15 protein-coding genes are annotated in these 16,516 nt (G+C 56.0%); 7 read left to right on the top strand and 8 right to left on the bottom strand.

Features of this window, described 5'->3' with window-relative positions; genetic code table 11:
- Window position 1 precedes the first annotated feature (1 nt).
- Window positions 2–502, top strand: coding sequence for a DNA-binding protein (locus tag PO881_RS14090; protein WP_277973959.1), 501 nt, complete (start codon window positions 2–4; stop codon window positions 500–502).
- On the opposite strand, the gene mgtE is transcribed toward PO881_RS14090, so the two are convergent.
- The 5 genes from mgtE to ppk1 all read right to left on the bottom strand — a co-directional run bounded on the left by mgtE (window position 499) and on the right by ppk1 (window position 6,612).
- Window positions 499–1,932, bottom strand: a complete 1,434-nt coding sequence (gene mgtE, locus PO881_RS14085) for a magnesium transporter (protein WP_280171964.1) — start codon at window positions 1,930–1,932, stop codon at window positions 499–501. The genes PO881_RS14090 and mgtE overlap by 4 nt on opposite strands.
- 121 nt (window positions 1,933–2,053) lie before the next feature.
- On the bottom strand, window positions 2,054–2,239 hold the full coding sequence (locus PO881_RS14080; RefSeq protein ID WP_110866478.1) for a YfgG family protein: 186 nt from the start codon (window positions 2,237–2,239) through the stop codon (window positions 2,054–2,056).
- Window positions 2,240–2,392: 153 nt separating this feature from the next.
- On the bottom strand, window positions 2,393–2,992 hold the full coding sequence (gene tehB / locus PO881_RS14075; protein ID WP_280171963.1) for a tellurite resistance methyltransferase TehB: 600 nt from the start codon (window positions 2,990–2,992) through the stop codon (window positions 2,393–2,395).
- 27 nt (window positions 2,993–3,019) lie between these two features.
- Window positions 3,020–4,546: an exopolyphosphatase gene (gene ppx / locus PO881_RS14070; RefSeq protein ID WP_280171962.1), complete on the bottom strand. Its 1,527-nt coding sequence runs from the start codon at window positions 4,544–4,546 to the stop codon at window positions 3,020–3,022.
- A 5-nt stretch (window positions 4,547–4,551) separates the two neighbouring features.
- Entirely contained in the window at window positions 4,552–6,612 is a 2,061-nt protein-coding gene (gene ppk1, locus PO881_RS14065) for a polyphosphate kinase 1 (RefSeq protein ID WP_101763506.1), read from the bottom strand.
- A 182-nt stretch (window positions 6,613–6,794) separates the two neighbouring features.
- Between ppk1 and PO881_RS14060 the strand changes: the two genes are divergently transcribed.
- From PO881_RS14060 to pstB, 3 genes are read left to right on the top strand one after another with little or no spacing between them, the layout of a single operon-like run.
- Complete coding sequence (locus PO881_RS14060) at window positions 6,795–8,888, top strand: ABC transporter permease subunit (protein ID WP_280171961.1); 2,094 nt, start codon at window positions 6,795–6,797, stop codon at window positions 8,886–8,888.
- Window positions 8,885–10,483, top strand: a complete 1,599-nt coding sequence (gene pstA / locus PO881_RS14055) for a phosphate ABC transporter permease PstA (protein ID WP_280171960.1) — start codon at window positions 8,885–8,887, stop codon at window positions 10,481–10,483. Before PO881_RS14060 ends, pstA begins: the two co-directional genes overlap by 4 nt.
- An 11-nt stretch (window positions 10,484–10,494) precedes the next feature.
- Window positions 10,495–11,262, top strand: a complete 768-nt coding sequence (gene pstB / locus PO881_RS14050; protein ID WP_101763509.1) for a phosphate ABC transporter ATP-binding protein PstB — start codon at window positions 10,495–10,497, stop codon at window positions 11,260–11,262.
- 109 nt (window positions 11,263–11,371) lie between these two features.
- Here pstB and purN read toward each other — a convergent pair whose 3' ends face one another.
- A complete protein-coding gene (gene purN / locus PO881_RS14045) occupies window positions 11,372–12,010 on the bottom strand; it encodes a phosphoribosylglycinamide formyltransferase (protein ID WP_280171959.1) in 639 nt (212 codons plus the stop codon).
- The gene (purM, locus tag PO881_RS14040) at window positions 12,007–13,047 is read right to left on the bottom strand and encodes a phosphoribosylformylglycinamidine cyclo-ligase (RefSeq protein ID WP_008108330.1); all 1,041 of its coding nucleotides are present in this window, start codon (window positions 13,045–13,047) and stop codon (window positions 12,007–12,009) included. The genes purN and purM overlap by 4 nt, the downstream gene beginning before the upstream one ends.
- Before the next feature lie 229 nt (window positions 13,048–13,276).
- On the opposite strand from purM, the gene upp reads away from it, so the two are divergent.
- The 3 genes from upp to hda all read left to right on the top strand — a co-directional run bounded on the left by upp (window position 13,277) and on the right by hda (window position 16,172).
- Entirely contained in the window at window positions 13,277–13,903 is a 627-nt protein-coding gene (upp, locus tag PO881_RS14035) for a uracil phosphoribosyltransferase (protein WP_008108331.1), read from the top strand.
- Window positions 13,904–14,093: 190 nt separating this feature from the next.
- Entirely contained in the window at window positions 14,094–15,377 is a 1,284-nt protein-coding gene (gene uraA, locus PO881_RS14030) for a uracil permease (RefSeq protein ID WP_280171958.1), read from the top strand.
- A gap of 93 nt (window positions 15,378–15,470) precedes the next feature.
- Window positions 15,471–16,172 (top strand): DnaA inactivator Hda, encoded by a 702-nt coding sequence (hda, locus tag PO881_RS14025; RefSeq protein ID WP_036649513.1) that lies wholly within the window; start codon window positions 15,471–15,473, stop codon window positions 16,170–16,172.
- Here hda and arsC read toward each other — a convergent pair.
- A complete protein-coding gene (arsC, locus tag PO881_RS14020) occupies window positions 16,169–16,516 on the bottom strand; it encodes an arsenate reductase (glutaredoxin) (RefSeq protein ID WP_277973954.1) in 348 nt (115 codons plus the stop codon). The two genes, hda and arsC, sit on opposite strands and share 4 nt — an antisense overlap.

Raw genomic sequence — 16,516 nt, 5'->3', positions numbered from 1 at the left:
CATGGAATTTGAGTTTACGCTGCGTTTTCAGCTCAATGATGAGAGCGACATCGATGAAGTGATCGAACGGCTCGGCTCGCAAGGCTGCACTGATGCGTTAATTGGCGCGGGTGTGGCGGGAAAATTAAGCATGACGTTCTGCCGCGAAGACAGCACTGCACAGGACGCGGTGCGCAGCGCGCTGGAGGATGTTTTTCAGGCATTGCCAGATGCGGAACTGATTGAAGCCGCGCCAGATTTAGTCGGGCTGACGGATATCGCAGAGTTGATAGGTGTTTCGCGGCAGAACATGCGCAAGCTGATGCTCAGCCATAGCCCGCAGTTTCCGCGTCCGATTCATGATGGAAAAACAGCCATATGGCATTTAATCGATGTGCTGGAGTGGTTAAATCAGCGTGGTTCAACGCGGGTCAATCCAGCAATGAGTGAACTGGCGCGCGCAACGTTGCAACTCAATTTACAGCAGATGCTGCAACGTTACGCACACTGTTTAAAGCCTTAATGATGCAGCAAAAATATCGTCGCCAGACCAAGGAAGATAAAGAATCCGCCGGTATCGGTGATCGCGGTGATCAGCACGCTGGAGCCAACGGCGGGATCGCGTTTCATCCTGGTCATGATTAACGGAATCAGCACGCCCATCAGCGCGGCCAGCAGCAGGTTCAGCACCATCGCCAGCATCATCACGCCGCCGAGTTGCAGGTTGTCGTACATCAGCCAGGTGACGCCGCCCATAATGCCGCCCCAGAACAGGCCGTTAATCAATGCCACGCCGAGTTCACGCATGATCAGGAACGAGAAGTTACCCGGTTCAACCTGATGCAGCGCCAGCGCACGCACAATCATGGTAATGGTTTGATTGCCGGTGTTGCCGCCGATGCCGGCGACAATTGGCATCAGCGCCGCCAGCGCAACCAGCTGCGATATGGTGGCTTCGAACAGGCCAATCACGCGCGAAGCGACAAATGCAGTACACAGGTTAACCGCCAACCACGCCCAGCGTTTGCCCACCGCTTTGCGCACCGGCGCAAACACGTCTTCGCCCTGGCTGATCCCCCCCATTTTACGGATGTTGCTTTCGTTCTCTTCGTTCACCAAATCGACCACGTCTTCAATGGTGATACGGCCAATCAGTTTGCCTTGAGCATCGGTGACCGCAGCGGAGATCAGGTTATAACGTTCAAACGCGCTGGCGGCGTCTTCCGCTTTATCGTTGAGCTGAAACGTGGTGGGATGCGAATTCATCACTTCTGCGACCAGCATCTTCGGTTTGTTGAGCAGAATATCAGTGAGCGTTAACTCACCTACCAGTTGATTTTGTTCGTCGGTGATAAAGATCTTATCGGTGCCGTTAGGCATTTTTTTGCCTTTACGCAGATAGCGCTGCACCGTGGCTAAGGTCACGTCAGAGCGCACCGTCAGGATATTGAAATCCATGATCTGCCCGACGCGATCGCGATCCAGCTCGATCACGCTCATCAGCCGCGCGCGCAGGCTTGGTTCAAGGGTAGTGAGCAGACGTCCGGTTAAATCGCGCGGCAGGTAGCGCGCCAGATATACCTGATCGTCGATATCCAGCGGCTCGATGGCGTGCAGAATATCGCGATCAGACATTTCTTCCGTCAGGCTGGCCCAAACGGTTTCTGAAGCCTCAACCAGAACGTGACCGCGCTGCGCCGTCGGCACTAAACGCCACAGCGCCTGACGCTCTTCTTCCGGCAAGGCTTCGAGGATGTCGGCTAAATCCGCGGCGTGCAATTGCTGCAGCTCAAGCTCTAATTCATGACGCCAGTCGGTGATATCACGCAGTTCGGCGGCATTCAGATCGACGGATTTATCCAGCAGAACATCAACCAGATCGTGCTCGTTGAGCAGCAGGTTGAGAATGTGATGACGGGTTTCAGCTAATTTTTGTGAATGCGAAGCAGACATAACGCGTTCCTTGTGTCTGTAAAGTCAGCTCACAGTGTAGCGCGTTGCGGGTAACAGGACGTAAAAAGCAGCATTGTCTCAAAGGACAATGTTTAGCAGCGACAGCCAACCCGCAGATTATTTAGCGCGAATCACTGGTGCTCAGCGTGACCGGTTCAGGGATGGCTTTCTTTTGCTGATGATGCTCGATGGCACCGGGAATGATGAAAAGCAGGCGGCCAAACAAAATTAAGAAGCTGACCAGTAAAACAATGCGGGTCATGGTGCCAGTTTTGGGACGTCTTCGTGCAGAGATAGCGCTGTTCACGCGGGGTGGTTCCTGTAAATGCCCGATGGGCGGAGGCAATATTTAGTCACACTTAGATCGCTAAAGCAATCGCTGTGTGAAAAATGAGCGAAAAAGGTTCAGCGCACTGATCGACATCAGACAATCGAATGGCCGCACAAAGCGGCCGTTAATTCAGTAACTGGCTTTCTGCGCCAGCAGCGTGGCGAAACGGGTTTTAATGCGGTTACCGTTTTCATCACGACGATGCAGTTCACCGACCTCTTCGTTGTACTTCACAATATGCCAGTTGCGGTAATAGTGGCTGAGTTCACCGGATTTAAACGCAAATGGGAAGTTTTGCGTATTGGGATAATCATCGGTATCCATCGCCGCCACAATCAGGTTGTAGCCATATTTACGCGTGCTGGCCTGCATATCGGCAATCAGCTGCGGAATGGTTGCCGGCTGCAGGAACATCATCACCACGGTCGACAGCACAAACTGATAGCTGCCGTTGAAGCGCACGCTATTCAGATCGCACAGCTCGGTGTGAATGTTCTGTAGATTCTCTTCCGCGATGATGCTGTTCAGGCGCTCCAGACTGGCGGGATTGCTGTCCCAGGCCGTCACGTCAAAGCCATGCTGATTGAGAAACAGACTATTGCGGCCCTGGCCGCAGCCCAAATCCAGTGCTTTCCCTACTTCAAGATGAGGCAGGGCCGCCAGCACTTCAGAATGGGTCGACGTGAGACCGTATTTTTCAGCGTAATAGTTATCGGGGCGTGTAGTCATAACCAGATTGCGGGCCAGCTGCCCGCATTACTCCTCTTCTTCCAGCATTAGTTTCCAGCCGGTGACATCATTCCAGTAAGCTTGCTCGCGCTCCAGATCCAGCTGCACCAACGTATTCTGGCTCAGGAAGCCGGCAGGGAAGGTCAGCGTCCAGTGGCCGTCGTCGGTGCTGAGCTTAAGCGAATCCGGTTTGGTGGTCGCCTGGCGCTGATTATTCAGCAGCGTGCCAAGACGCAGCAGGAATACCATCGGCAGAAACTGTTTCTTTTTAAACAAGGTGAAACGCGGCATCTCATCCTGCTTCACCGCTTTGCGGTGATAACGTACCAGCGTGGCCAACAGCATCTGTTGATCCTGATTAAAGCCCGGCATGTTGGAGTTCTGCAGGATGTAAGCCGAATGGCGCTGCATACCGCTGTGATTGATGGTCAATCCCACTTCATGCAGCAGCGCAGCCCATTTCAGCAGCGCCGACAGTTGTGGATTGGCTTGCTTGGGATTCTGCTCCTGCCACTGCAAATAGAGCTTCTCGGTGGTTTCCAGCACGCGACGCGCCTGATCGCTATCAATCGCATAGTGATTTGCCAGACTTTGCGCGGTGCGGCTGCGAATGTCCTGATGACGGAAACGGCCTTCCATCTCATACAGCACGCCTTCACGCAGTGCGCCGTCAGAGAGACGCAGCTCGCGAATCGCTAACGCATCAAACACGCCACACAAAATTGCTAAGCCCGGTACAAATACCGCCTTACGCTCTTCCGACAAGCCCGGCAGGCTCAGCGCATTAAACGACTTATGCTTCAGCACTTCGCTGGTCAGCAATTCCAGCGTTTCTGGCGTAATCAGCTTCTCTTTTTCGCCCATCGCTAGCAGCACTTCGCAGGCCGCTTTAATGGAGCCCGACGCGCCTAGCGCATATTGCCAGCCGTGCAAACGATATTGCCACGCCATGGTTTCCAGCTTTTGCGCAGCGGAGAGGCGCGCGCGGCGGAAGTTTTCTGGCGTAATTTCGCCTTTGGGGAAGAAGAGATTGGCGAAGCTGACGCAGCCCATGCGGCGGCTCTCTACCAGTTGCGGCTCAAAGTCTTCCCCAATCACCAGTTCGGTGGAGCCGCCGCCGATATCGATCACCAGCTTGCGGCCTTTTTCCGGCTGCGTGTGCTCCACGCCCATAAAAATCAGACGCGCTTCTTCGTTGCCGGAGATCACTTCGATCGGATAGGGAATCACCTCGGCCGCGCGCTGCAGAAACTTTTCCGCATTGCTGGCGATACGCAGCGTGTGCGTGCCGACGATCGTCACGTTGGCGGAACTGAAGCCCTGCAAACGTTCGGCGAACAACGCCAGACAGCTCAGCCCGCGCTCAATCGCTTCTTCGCTCAGGCGATTGTGCGCATCCAGCCCATCGGCCAGATGCACGCGCTGTTTCAGGCGTCCCAGCACTTGCAAAGCGCCATCCACCACGCGGGCAATGACCATATGGAAGCTGTTCGAGCCGAGGTCGATTGCCGCGAATTCCTGAGGTTTCGGCGTACTTTTATGTGAGATTGGCATAGGCGTTATTCGGGTTGTTCCAGTTTCTTGATGTAGTCATAAATGGCCAGTTGCGAACGCACCTTTTTACGGTTGCCGCGCGGCACATAACGATTACTCAGCTCTTTATCGACGATGCGGGCTTTCACCGTATCACTAAACAGAATGGCGATGATGTCCAATATGCGCTGCTTCACGCGGGGATCAAGAATCGCCACGGCTACTTCAATGCGGTGGTCTATGTTACGCGTCATCCAGTCCGCGGAAGAGAGGAACACCTTTTTCTCGCCGCCGTTCTCAAAAATATAGACGCGGTCGTGTTCGAGATAGCGGTCAACGATGCTGGTAATGCGAATATTTTCACTGATGCCCGGTAAATCAGGAATCAGCGAACACATGCCGCGCACCAGCAGATTCACTTTCACGCCTGCCGACGAGGCGGCGTAAAGTCGATCAACTAAACCATTATCCACCAGGTTGTTGATCTTCAACGTAATGCCAGCAGGATTGCCTTGCTGCGCGTTGGCGATCTCGGCATCAATGAACTTATACAGCACGTCACGCGAGTTCTGCGGTGACACCAGCAAATGCTCGAAAGTGACCGGACGATACGGATTCTCAATGAAGTTGAACACGCGACGCACTTCATTGGTGATGCGCGCATCGGCGGTCAGCAATGAATAGTCAGTATAAATGCGCGCGGTTTTTTCGTTGAAGTTCCCGGTACCGATATGCGCATAACGCACCACTTCTTCGCCTTCACGGCGCGAAATCAGGAACAGCTTGGCGTGAATTTTCAGTCCCGGCGCGGAGAAGATCACATGCACGCCCGCTTCGGTCAGGCGTTTCGCCCAGCGGATGTTGGCCTCTTCATCGAAGCGCGCCTGCAGTTCCACCACCACCGTGACTTTCTTACCGTTATAGGCGGCGTGAATCATCGCATCCATAATGCGCGAGTTTTTCGCTACGCGGTAAATATTGATCTTAATTGCCAGCACGTTCGGGTCGAACGAGGCCTGACGCAGCAGCTCCAGCACATGTTCAAAGGTGTGATACGGGTAGTAGAGCAGCACATCGCGATTGCGGATGGCGTCGAAACCGTTGCGGAAGCCGTCAAAGCCGATGTGGCGAATCTGCGGCAGCGGACGGTTTTCCAGATTGCTTTTACCAACGTTCGGGAAGCCGATGAAATCTTTAAAGTTATGGTAGCGGCCGCCGGGCACAATCGAATCGTAGTTCGAAATCGACAGCTTATGGCGCAGCATTTCCACCATCGCATCCGGCATATCGCGCTGATAAACAAAACGAACCGGCTCGGCATTGAGACGCTGCTTCAGGCTCGACGACATCAGCTCCAGCAGGCTCGATTCCATCTCTGTAACCAGATCGTATTCGGCGTCGCGCGTCATCTTCATCGAATAGGCGTTCAGCGTATCGTAATCGAAGAAGCCTTTGAAAATTTCATCGAGGCAATAGCGCAGGATGTTATCCAGCAGAATCATTGGCTTGCGCCGGCGTGGCGACTCAGCCGGCAAGTTTATAAAGCGCGGCACTTTATCCGACGGGATCTCCAGCAGCGCATAACGAATATCGTCGCCGCGAATGATCTCCACCGCCAGATAGGTGTAATCGTCTTTCAGGAATTCGATCAGATCGGTGTCATGGTTAATCAGAATCGGCGTAACGTGCTGGCGTAATTGATGTTTGAAGTAGTAGCGCAGCCACTCTTGCTGATTCGGTGACAGTTGACGTTCGTTAATCAGGAAGATCTGATTACGCGCCATTTCCAGCAGCAGATCGTTGTAGAGCGCATCAAACTCCTGATCCGATTTCTGCACCCGCAGCTGAATTTTCTTTAACAGATGCCGCAAAGAGGTCGGTTTGCCTTGCTCTTCGCTGATCAGAATTCGCCGCTTGAGATCGGCAAAGCGCACTTTATAGAACTCTTCGAGGTTATTGGAGTAAATCCCGAGGAAGCGCATGCGTTCAATCAGCGGATTACTTTTATCCGAGGCTTCCTGTAACACACGTTCATTGAAGCTTAACCAGCTTAATTCTTTTTCTATATACAGCTTATCCTGACCCATTCTGACTCCGAGATGCTGATGCTGGACGGAATGTCCGGCGGAAAAGACGCAAAAATGCGTTACCGCTCAGTGTCCGTCACCATTATGGCGAGAGTATGGCAGGCTTGTCCAACGTCAAAGGTTGTCTTATCAATCAGCTACGGGCAACATAGCGACTTGTTTCCACCGGTAACCTGGCCTGCATGAGCATAAATCGTATTCCCGTCCACTTTAGCGACCGTCGTCGACGCGCCACTGATAATTTAGTGCGCCGCGTCGTCACAGCTTGCGGCGTGGGAATTTTGCTGCTGATGTTACTGCTGTTCTTCTGGTTGATCTGGGTGGTGTTGCCGCTGTTTAGCGCGCCGGGAATGCATGCCACCACCAATATTCAGCTGTGGGACAAAGCCCCAATGCTGGCGATGGGCAGCGACGGCCATTTAGGCTGGCGCATCAGCCGCAACGAAGCGCGCTTTATTCCGCTTGATGGTCAACCTGCCGCTCCCGCACTGGCGCTGAATGGCAAACCCGATGCGGCGATCGCAAGCTTTGATAACCGCAGCGTGCTGCTCAATATGCAGGGCGAACTGCTGTTAATGCAACCGGTTATCCGCAACGGCAGCGGCGAATGGGGCTTCCCGCTCGGCGATCGTCCACTGCGCTTACCGCAAGGCCCGGTCAGTAACATGGCGCTGACCGCTCTCAACGACCATCAATGGTTGATCGCGGCGCAAACCGCAGCCGGCATCAGCCTGCTGACGCTGGAAAATCAGCAAAAAGTGAATCAGATCCTGTTGCCCCAGCAGCAGGCCGATCATCTGCTGCTATCACCGGATGGCTCTTTGCTCTACGCCAGCAGCGGGCGCTTACTGCGCGTGTGGCAAATCACATCTGATGGCGCACAGTTACGTGAAACGCAAACCCTCAATCTGCCGCCGCAAAGCCTGCATATGCTGGCCGGTGGACGCACCTTGCTGATTCAGGATGCGCAAGGCGTACAGCAATGGTTCGCTATCGCCAGTAATAATGGGCCGCGCTTACGACAGATTCACACCTTCAACGGCAGCCAGCAGGCGCGCGGAATAACGCCGGAGCCGCAGCGCCGCGTGTTTGCCACTTACGATGCGCAGGGCACGGTTCAGCTGTTCGCCAGCAAGCAGCAGGGCGCGATTTTAACGCGTCAGCTGGCACCGGGCATTCAGGCACTGGCCTTCGCGCCGCACGGTGATGCCTTGATCATTGAACGCGCCGGGGAGTGGCAACAGTTTGCGCTGGATAACCCGTGGCCGGACTTCACCTGGCGCAACCTGTGGCAAAAAATCTGGTACGAAAACTATCCGCAGGCCGATTGGGTATGGCAATCCACCGCGGCGGGCGACAGCTATCAAGCCAAGTTCAGCCTGATGCCGCTGGTACTGGGCACGCTGAAAGCCGCCAGTCTGGCGCTGCTGTTTGCCACGCCGCTGGCGCTGGCCGCCGCGATGTATACCGCCTGGTTTATGTCGCCGGGTTTACGTCGCTGGGTGAAACCGGCGATCGAAATGATGGGCGCGCTGCCCAGCGTGGTGATTGGTTTAATCGCTGGCGTGTGGCTGGCACCGCACATCAGCACCGCGCTGGTTGGCGTGCTGCTGCTGCCGCCGGTGTTGGCCGCGACCTTATTATTGTGCGGCGTGCTGAGTCCGCGTTTGCCGGCCAGCTGGCGACGTCCTGGTTTTGAAGTGATTCTGCTGCTGCCGCTACTGTTAGTGGTGACCTTGCTGACGCTGTGGCTGCCGACGCTGTTCTGGCCGGAGATTGGCGAGCGTTTAGCGCATTACGAACAGCGCAACTTATTAGTTGCTGCGCTGGCGATGGGTTTTGCACTGGTGCCGCTGATTTTCACCCTATCGGAAGATGCGCTGTTCAGCGTGCCGGGCGCGCTGGGGCAGGGCTCGCTGGCGCTGGGCGCCACGCCGTGGCAAACCCTGACGCGTGTGGTGCTGCCGGGTGCCTCCGCGGGCATCTTCGCCGCCTTGATGATTGGCTTTGGCCGCGCCGTCGGCGAGACGATGATTGTGCTGATGGCCACTGGCAACACGCCGGTTAGCGAAGGCGGCTTATTTGCTGGCCTGCGTGCGCTCTCCGCCAACATTGCCATTGAGATGCCCGAAGCCGCAGCGGGCAGCGCGCATTACCGCATTCTGTTCCTCAGTGCGTTGTTGCTGTTGATCTTCACCTTGGTGATCAACACCATCGCCGAGTTGATTCGTCAGCGCTTGCGCCAACGCTACAGCCAGCATGAGGGCCACGGATGACGGCGATAAAACAAAACGATCGCTGGCGCTGGCTCACCGCCGGCGCCGTCGCGGTTTGCCTGCTGGCGTTTACCTTGCTGATTGGTTTGCTCGGCTGGCAGGGCGTGCGTGCCTTCTGGGCGCAGCCGGTCGATCAATATCAGTTCCAGCCGCCGCAAGGCAGCCCGGTGATGGTGCTGGGTGAAACCTTGCAAAAGCAGCAGCAGGGCGAACAGTGGCGCTATGTGGTGAAAACCGGCAACCGTGACTTTGCCGCGCCGGATTTCCGCGTGCTCTACAGTCAGGGCGAGGCGAAAACCCGTCGTCCTGCTGATGTGTTGGTGCTGCAGCGCCGCAACGGCGGTAACGCCTATGGCTGGCTGGTGGAGCTGCGCCAGGATAACGAAGTCATGACCGCTCAAAGCCGCGATGCCTTGCTGCATCAGCGTTTGCAGCAGGTACATGAGCAGCTGCGCCAGGCGAGTAACATCCGCCGCATTGAGATGGCGCGCCTTAATGCACAGCTGGAAAGCCTGCAGCAGCAGGCCGATGAGCAGCAGCGTAACGGCCGCTTCAGCCTGGAAGTGCAGTCTGAGTTTGATGCCAATCGCACGGCGTTACAGCGCCGCTTTAACGCGCTGGCGCAGCAGTTAACCCATCTGCAGCACGAAAGTCAGCGCGATACGCTGGTGCTGCGCGATGTGAACGGCGTGGATCACACCATCCCATTGGCGCAGGTGGTGGATGCGTGGTATCCGAATGCCATGACCTTAACCAACAAAACGCTGCACTTCTTCGGTCAGATTTGGCTATTCGTCAGCGATTCACCGACTTCCGGTGGCGGCGAAAGCGGGGCGTTTCCGGCAATTTTTGGCACTGTGCTGATGGTGCTGTTGATGTCGATCATCGTCATGCCGCTCGGCGTCATCGCAGCGGTATGGCTGCACGAATACGCCGGACGCAATGCGCTGACGCGGCTGGTGCGCATCGCGGTGGTAAATCTTGCGGGCGTGCCGTCAATTGTCTACGGCGTGTTTGGCCTCGGTTTCTTTGTCTGGCTGATTGGCGGCACCCTCGACCAGCTGTTTTTCTCCAGCGCCTTACCCAATCCTACTTTTGGTACGCCGGGCTTGCTGTGGGCCGCGCTGACGCTGGCGCTGCTGACGCTGCCGGTGGTGATCGTTGCCACCGAAGAGGGATTGTCGCGCATTCCGGATAATCTGCGTCAGGGATCGCTGGCGCTGGGCGCAACGCAGGCGGAAACGCTGTGGCGCGTGGTGCTGCCGCTGGCGGTACCGGCCATGCTCACCGGCTTGATTCTGGCGGTGGCGCGTGCGGCTGGAGAAACCGCGCCGCTGATGCTGGTGGGCGTGGTGAAGATGGTGCCTGAGCTGCCGGTTGATGCGGTGTTCCCTTATCTGCACCTCGATCGCAAATTCATGCACCTCGGTTTTCAGATCTACGATTTGGCGTTCCAGAGCCCTAACATCGATGCTGATCGACCGCTGGTTTACGCCACCGCTTTGCTGCTGGTGGTGATCATCCTGTCGCTCAATCTGCTGGCGATGGCGTTGCGCCATCGGCTGCGTGAGCGTTACCGGATTATGACGCACTAAAAAGGTTTCTGATGACGCCCGATTACGACATTGCCCTTAGCGTTAATCAGCTGTCGCTGTGGTATGGCGAACGCCAGGCGCTGAATAACATTGATCTGCAGATTCCGAAGAACCGCATCACGGCGTTGATTGGTCCTTCCGGCTGTGGCAAATCGACGCTGCTGCGCTGTTTCAATCGCATGAATGATGTGATCGATCGCTGCCGCATTGAAGGCGAGATTCTGCTCGGTGATTACGCGGTGATGCAGGCGAATCAGGATCTTCCCGCGCTGCGTCGCCGCATTGGCATGGTGTTCCAGCGGCCGAATCCGTTTCCTAAATCGATCTACGAAAACGTGGTATACGGTCTGCGCTTGCAGGGCGTGCGCGATCGTCGCGTACTAAATGAAGCCTGTGAGCGTGCGCTGCGCGCGGCGGCGTTGTGGGGCGAAGTGAAAGATCAGTTGGGGCAGAACGCGTTAACGCTCTCTAACGGCCAGCAGCAGCGTTTGGTGATTGCGCGCGCCATTGCCATCGAGCCGGAAGTGTTGCTGCTGGATGAGCCCACTTCGGCACTTGATCCGATCTCAACGCTGGTGATCGAGGAGTTGATGACCACGCTGAAGCAGCATTTCACGCTGGTGCTGGTGACGCACAATATGCAGCAGGCGGCACGCGTGTCGGATTACACCGCGTTTATGCATAACGGACAGTTGGTAGAGTTTGACGAAACCGACAGAATCTTCACCTCACCGAAAGCGCGGCGAACCGAAGATTATATTACGGGACGGTTTGGTTAAAAAAGTCTGCGATTTGTAGCGGCGCAATTTATTGCGCCATGCCCGGATGGGCACGATGTTGCCATCGAAATGCGCGATAAATCGCGCCGCTACGGAATGTGCACAACACTCAATCGTTAGCATAGCCTTGCGTCGGTAATAACTGACCATCCAGCCACGCTTTACCTTCACGCATCTGCAAACGCCCATCAACAAACCAGCTGATCACCAGCGGATAGATCGCGTGTTCCTGATGCTGCACGCGCGCGCTGATCTCGTCTTCGCTGTCGCCAGCAAACACCGGCACGCGCGCCTGCAAAATAATCGGTCCGCCATCCAGCTCGTCAGTGACAAAATGCACTGAGGTGCCATGCTCCTCGTCGCCGTTTTCCAGCGCCTGACGATGTGTGTGTAAGCCCGGATATTTCGGCAACAGCGACGGATGAATATTCACCAGACGATCGTGATAGTGCGCGACAAAAGCGCTGCTGAGGATGCGCATATAACCGGCCAGCACCACCAGATCTGGCGCGTAAGCATCAATCTCCTGCATCAGCTGGCGATCAAAGGCTTCGCGGTCGGCAAAATCACTGGCGGCTAACGCATGTGACGGGACATTGGCTTCCCGCGCGCGCGTTAAACCAAACGCGCTGGCTTTATTACTGAAAACGGCAGCGACGCTGCCGTTTATACGCCCGCTTGCGCAGGCGTCGAGGATGGACTGAAGATTGCTTCCGTTGCCGGAGATCAGTACAACCAGTTTTTTCATGGATTGATAACCACACGCTCTTCGGAATCAGACGCTTTAATCACACCGATTTTCCACGCTTTTTCGCCCGCGTCGGTCATCAGCTGTACCGCTTTATCGGCTTCTGCCGGGCTCAGCGCAATCACCATGCCCACGCCGCAGTTAAAGGTGCGGTACATTTCGTGACGGCTAACGTTGCCTGCCTGCTGCAACCAGCTGAACACTGACGGCCACTGCCAGCTGCTCTCTTCCAGCACCGCCTGGGTGTTATCTGGCAACACGCGCGGGATGTTTTCCCAGAAGCCGCCGCCGGTCAGATGCGAAATCGCATGCACATCAACCTGTTCGATCAGGCTAAGGATGTTTTTCACATAGATGCGGGTTGGCGCCAGCAGGTGATCGGCCAGTGATTTGCCATCCAGCTGTTTGGTGGCCGGATCGGTCTGGCTGACTTCAAGAATCTTGCGCACCAGTGAATAACCGTTCGAGTGTGGGCCGCTGGAACCCAGCGCGATCAGCACGTCGCCGTCCTGCACTTTCGAACCGTCAATGATCTCTGATTTTTCCACCACGCCGACGCAGAAACCCGCCACGTCGTAATCTTCGCCGTGGTACATGCCCGGCATTTCAGCGGTTTCACCGCCGACCAGCGCACAACCCGACTGCAAGCAACCTTCGGCGATGCCGGTGATCACCGATGACGCGGTATCCACATCCAGCTTGCCGGTCGCGTAATAATCGAGGAAGAACAGCGGCTCAGCACCCTGAACAATCAGGTCGTTCACACACATCGCGACCAGATCAATGCCGATGCTGTCGTGGCGTTTGAGATCCATCGCCAGACGCAGCTTGGTGCCGACGCCATCGGTTCCGGAGACCAGCACCGGCTCGCGGTACTTCTGCGGCAGCGCACAGAGCGCGCCGAATCCGCCCAATCCACCCATGACTTCCGGGCGGCGGGTTTTTTTCACTACGCCTTTAATACGGTCAACCAGATCGTTACCAGCATCGATATCAACACCGGCGTCTTTGTAGCTGAGAGAGGTTTTGTCGGTCACTGCGGAATCCCCACGCGAGTTGCGGTTGGTGGCAAAAATTAAGCGCGGCAATTCTAACAGCGCAGGCAAACGTTTGCGAGTCCCATCTCATGCTGCCTTTGCATCGCCTCAGATTTTCGCCAATCCTTAGATGACGCAGGCTATTGACCGATGACAAGTGGCGCAGCAGCGAAAAGGCGGTATAATCCGGCGATTTTTTTTAGCTCAACTCAATTCCGGGAGAACAATCATGAAGATCGTGGAAGTCAAACACCCGCTGGTCAAACATAAACTGGGCCTGATGCGTGAGCATGATATCAGCACCAAGCGTTTCCGCGAGCTGGCCTCGGAAGTGGGCAGCTTGCTGACCTATGAAGCCACCGCCGATCTGGAAACCGAGCGCGTCACCATCGAAGGCTGGAATGGTCCGGTTGAAATCGATCAGATCAAAGGTAAAAAAATCACCGTGGTTCCGATTCTGCGTGCGGGTCTTGGCATGATGGAAGGCGTGCTTGAGCACGTTCCCAGCGCGCGCATCAGCGTGGTTGGCGTGTATCGTGATGAAGAGACGCTGGAGCCGGTTCCTTATTTCCAGAAGCTGGTTTCGAACATCGAAGAGCGCCTGGCGCTGGTGGTCGACCCGATGCTGGCAACCGGCGGTTCGATGATCGCCACCATCGATCTGCTGAAAAAAGCCGGTTGTACCAGCATTAAAGTGCTGGTGCTGGTGGCCGCACCTGAAGGTATTGCCGCGCTGGAGAAAGCGCATCCGGATGTGGAGCTTTACACCGCATCTATCGATCAGGGATTGAACGAGAAGGGCTACATCATTCCTGGACTCGGTGATGCCGGGGACAAGATTTTCGGAACCAAATAAAAGAAACCAGCCGGCCAGAGAGTCGGCTTTTTTTTGGCAGAAACACAACATTGTCATCCTCGAGTTCTTCGAGCCAGGGCAAGGCGGCAAACGAGTTCATCCCGATGAGCTTACTTAAGTAAGTGATTCGGGTGAACGAGAGCAGCCAACGCAGCCATGGCTCGAAGAACGAAGAGGATAGGGGATAATAATGACTCGTCGTGCTATTGGTGTGGGCGAACGTCCGCCACTGTTGCAAACTATTCCGCTCAGCTTGCAGCATCTGTTCGCCATGTTCGGCGCAACCGTGCTGGTGCCGATTCTGTTCCACATCAACCCGGCCACGGTGTTGCTGTTTAACGGCGTCGGAACGCTGCTCTATCTGTTTATCTGTAAAGGAAAAATCCCCGCTTATCTCGGATCGAGCTTTGCCTTTATTTCGCCGGTGCTGCTGCTGTTGCCGCTGGGTTATGAAGTGGCGCTGGGCGGTTTTATTCTCTGCGGTTTGCTGTTCTGTATGGTGGCGCTGATCGTCAAGAAAGCCGGTACCGGCTGGCTGGACGTGATGTTCCCACCGGCAGCGATGGGCGCGATTGTCGCGGTTATCGGTCTGGAACTGGCGGGCGTGGCGGCGAATATGGCCGGCTTACTGCCTGCTGACGGCACATCGCCAGACAGCAAAACCGTAATCATCTCGATGGTGACGCTGGCGGTCACCGTGTTTGGTTCGGTGCTGTTCCGTGGTTTCCTCGCCATCATCCCGATTTTAGTCGGCGTGTTGGTCGGCTATGCGCTCTCTTACGCGATGGGCATTGTGGACTGGACCGCGGTGGAAAATGCGCCGTGGTTTGCGCTGCCAACCTTCTACACGCCGCGTTTTGAATGGGTGGCGATGCTGACTATTCTGCCAGCCGCGCTGGTGGTGATTGCCGAGCACGTGGGTCACTTGGTGGTCACCGCGAATATCGTGAAGAAAGATCTGATCCGCGATCCGGGTCTGCACCGCTCGATGTTCGCTAACGGTTTATCCACCATGATCTCCGGTTTCTTCGGCTCCACGCCGAACACCACTTACGGCGAGAACATCGGTGTAATGGCGATTACCCGTGTGTACAGCACCTGGGTAATTGGCGGCGCGGCGATCTTTGCCATTCTGCTTTCGTGCGTCGGCAAGCTGGCGGCGGCGATTCAGGCGGTTCCTGTGCCGGTGATGGGCGGCGTATCGCTGCTGCTGTACGGCGTAATTGGCGCGTCCGGTATTCGTGTGCTGATCGAGTCTAAAGTGGATTACAACAAAGCGCAGAACCTGATCCTGACCTCGGTGATCCTGATCATCGGCGTGAGCGGTGCCAAAGTGCATATCGGCGCGGCCGAGCTGAAAGGCATGGCGTTGGCGACTATTGTAGGCGTCAGCCTGGCGCTGATCTTCCGTTTAATCAGCGTATTGCGCCCGGAAGAGGTGGTGCTGGACGCTGAAGAGAAGCGCGAAAGTTAAGGCTGCAAGCCGGGCAGGGAAGCCCGGTTCATCTCCGGCAAAGATCGTGATAAACTTGCGCGGTTTTCTGCCCGCTCATCCGTTGAGGTACTTCTGAACACGCCGGCACAGCTCTCATTGCCACTCTATTTACCCGATGATGAAACCTTCGCCAGTTTCTGGCCGGGGGAAAACACGTCTCTGCTGGCGGCGCTGCAAGGCGCACTCTCTCAGCAACACGGTAGCTATCTCTATTTCTGGTCGCGCGAAGGCGGTGGCCGCAGTCATCTGCTGCATGCCGCCTGTGCGGAACTCTCAGCGCGCGGCGAAGCGGTGGGCTATGTGCCGCTGGATAAGCGCACCTGGTTTGTGCCGGAAGTACTGGAAGGCATGGAGAATCTGGCGCTGGTGTGCATCGATAATATCGAGTGTATCGCGGGCGATCCGGAGTGGGAAATGGCGATCTTTGATCTCTACAACCGCATTCTGGAAATCGGTAAAACGCGTTTGCTGATAACCGGCGATCGACCGCCGCGCCAGCTCAATCTTGGCTTACCGGATCTGGCTTCACGTCTCGACTGGGGACAGATTTACCGTTTGCAGCCGCTATCGGATGACGACAAATTACAGGCGATGCAGCTGCGTGCCGGATTGCGTGGTTTTGAGTTGCCGGAAGATGTCGGGCGCTTCCTGTTGAAACGCCTCGACCGTGAGATGCGCACGCTGTTTGATACGCTGGATCGTCTCGATCGCGCCTCCATCAGCGCCCAGCGCAAACTCACCATTCCTTTTGTTAAAGAAGCGCTGGAGCTTTAGATAATCTCCAGCACCGCTTCGGGTGGACGACCAATACGCGCCTGTTCGCCCTTGATCACAATCGGGCGTTCGATCAGTTTCGGATGATCCACCATCGCTTGCAGCAGATGAGACTCGCTTAACGCGCTATCCGCTAAAGCCAACTCTTGATACAAGTCCTCTTTACGCCGCATCAGTTCGCGCGCGCTGTGCATGCCGAGCTGTTTCAACAGACGTTTTAGCGTGGGGACATCGGGCGGCGTCTCAAGATAAAGCACCACATCGGGCTCGATACCTCGCTCCTGCAACAGCACCAGCGTTTCGCGGCTCTTGCTGCAGCGCGGGTTGTGATAAATGCTGACCAT

The sequence above is a fragment of the Pantoea sp. SS70 genome (assembly GCF_029866845.1).
GTDB lineage: Bacteria > Pseudomonadota > Gammaproteobacteria > Enterobacterales > Enterobacteriaceae > Pantoea > Pantoea leporis.
This window is presented reverse-complemented; position numbering and strand designations above follow the sequence as displayed.

Bases quoted from the DNA above. Each gene is read 5' to 3' on its own strand.
- PO881_RS14090 (WP_277973959.1), top strand. From the start codon at position 2: ATGGAATTTGAGTTTACGCTGCGTTTTCAGCTCAATGATGAGAGCGAC.
- mgtE (WP_280171964.1), bottom strand. From the start codon at position 1,932: ATGTCTGCTTCGCATTCACAAAAATTAGCTGAAACCCGTCATCACATT.
- tehB (WP_280171963.1), bottom strand. From the start codon at position 2,992: ATGACTACACGCCCCGATAACTATTACGCTGAAAAATACGGTCTCACG.
- ppx (WP_280171962.1), bottom strand. From the start codon at position 4,546: ATGCCAATCTCACATAAAAGTACGCCGAAACCTCAGGAATTCGCGGCA.
- ppk1 (WP_101763506.1), bottom strand. From the start codon at position 6,612: ATGGGTCAGGATAAGCTGTATATAGAAAAAGAATTAAGCTGGTTAAGC.
- PO881_RS14060 (WP_280171961.1), top strand. From the start codon at position 6,795: ATGAGCATAAATCGTATTCCCGTCCACTTTAGCGACCGTCGTCGACGC.
- pstA (WP_280171960.1), top strand. From the start codon at position 8,885: ATGACGGCGATAAAACAAAACGATCGCTGGCGCTGGCTCACCGCCGGC.
- pstB (WP_101763509.1), top strand. From the start codon at position 10,495: ATGACGCCCGATTACGACATTGCCCTTAGCGTTAATCAGCTGTCGCTG.
- purN (WP_280171959.1), bottom strand. From the start codon at position 12,010: ATGAAAAAACTGGTTGTACTGATCTCCGGCAACGGAAGCAATCTTCAG.
- upp (WP_008108331.1), top strand. From the start codon at position 13,277: ATGAAGATCGTGGAAGTCAAACACCCGCTGGTCAAACATAAACTGGGC.
- uraA (WP_280171958.1), top strand. From the start codon at position 14,094: ATGACTCGTCGTGCTATTGGTGTGGGCGAACGTCCGCCACTGTTGCAA.
- arsC (WP_277973954.1), bottom strand. From the start codon at position 16,516: ATGGTCAGCATTTATCACAACCCGCGCTGCAGCAAGAGCCGCGAAACG.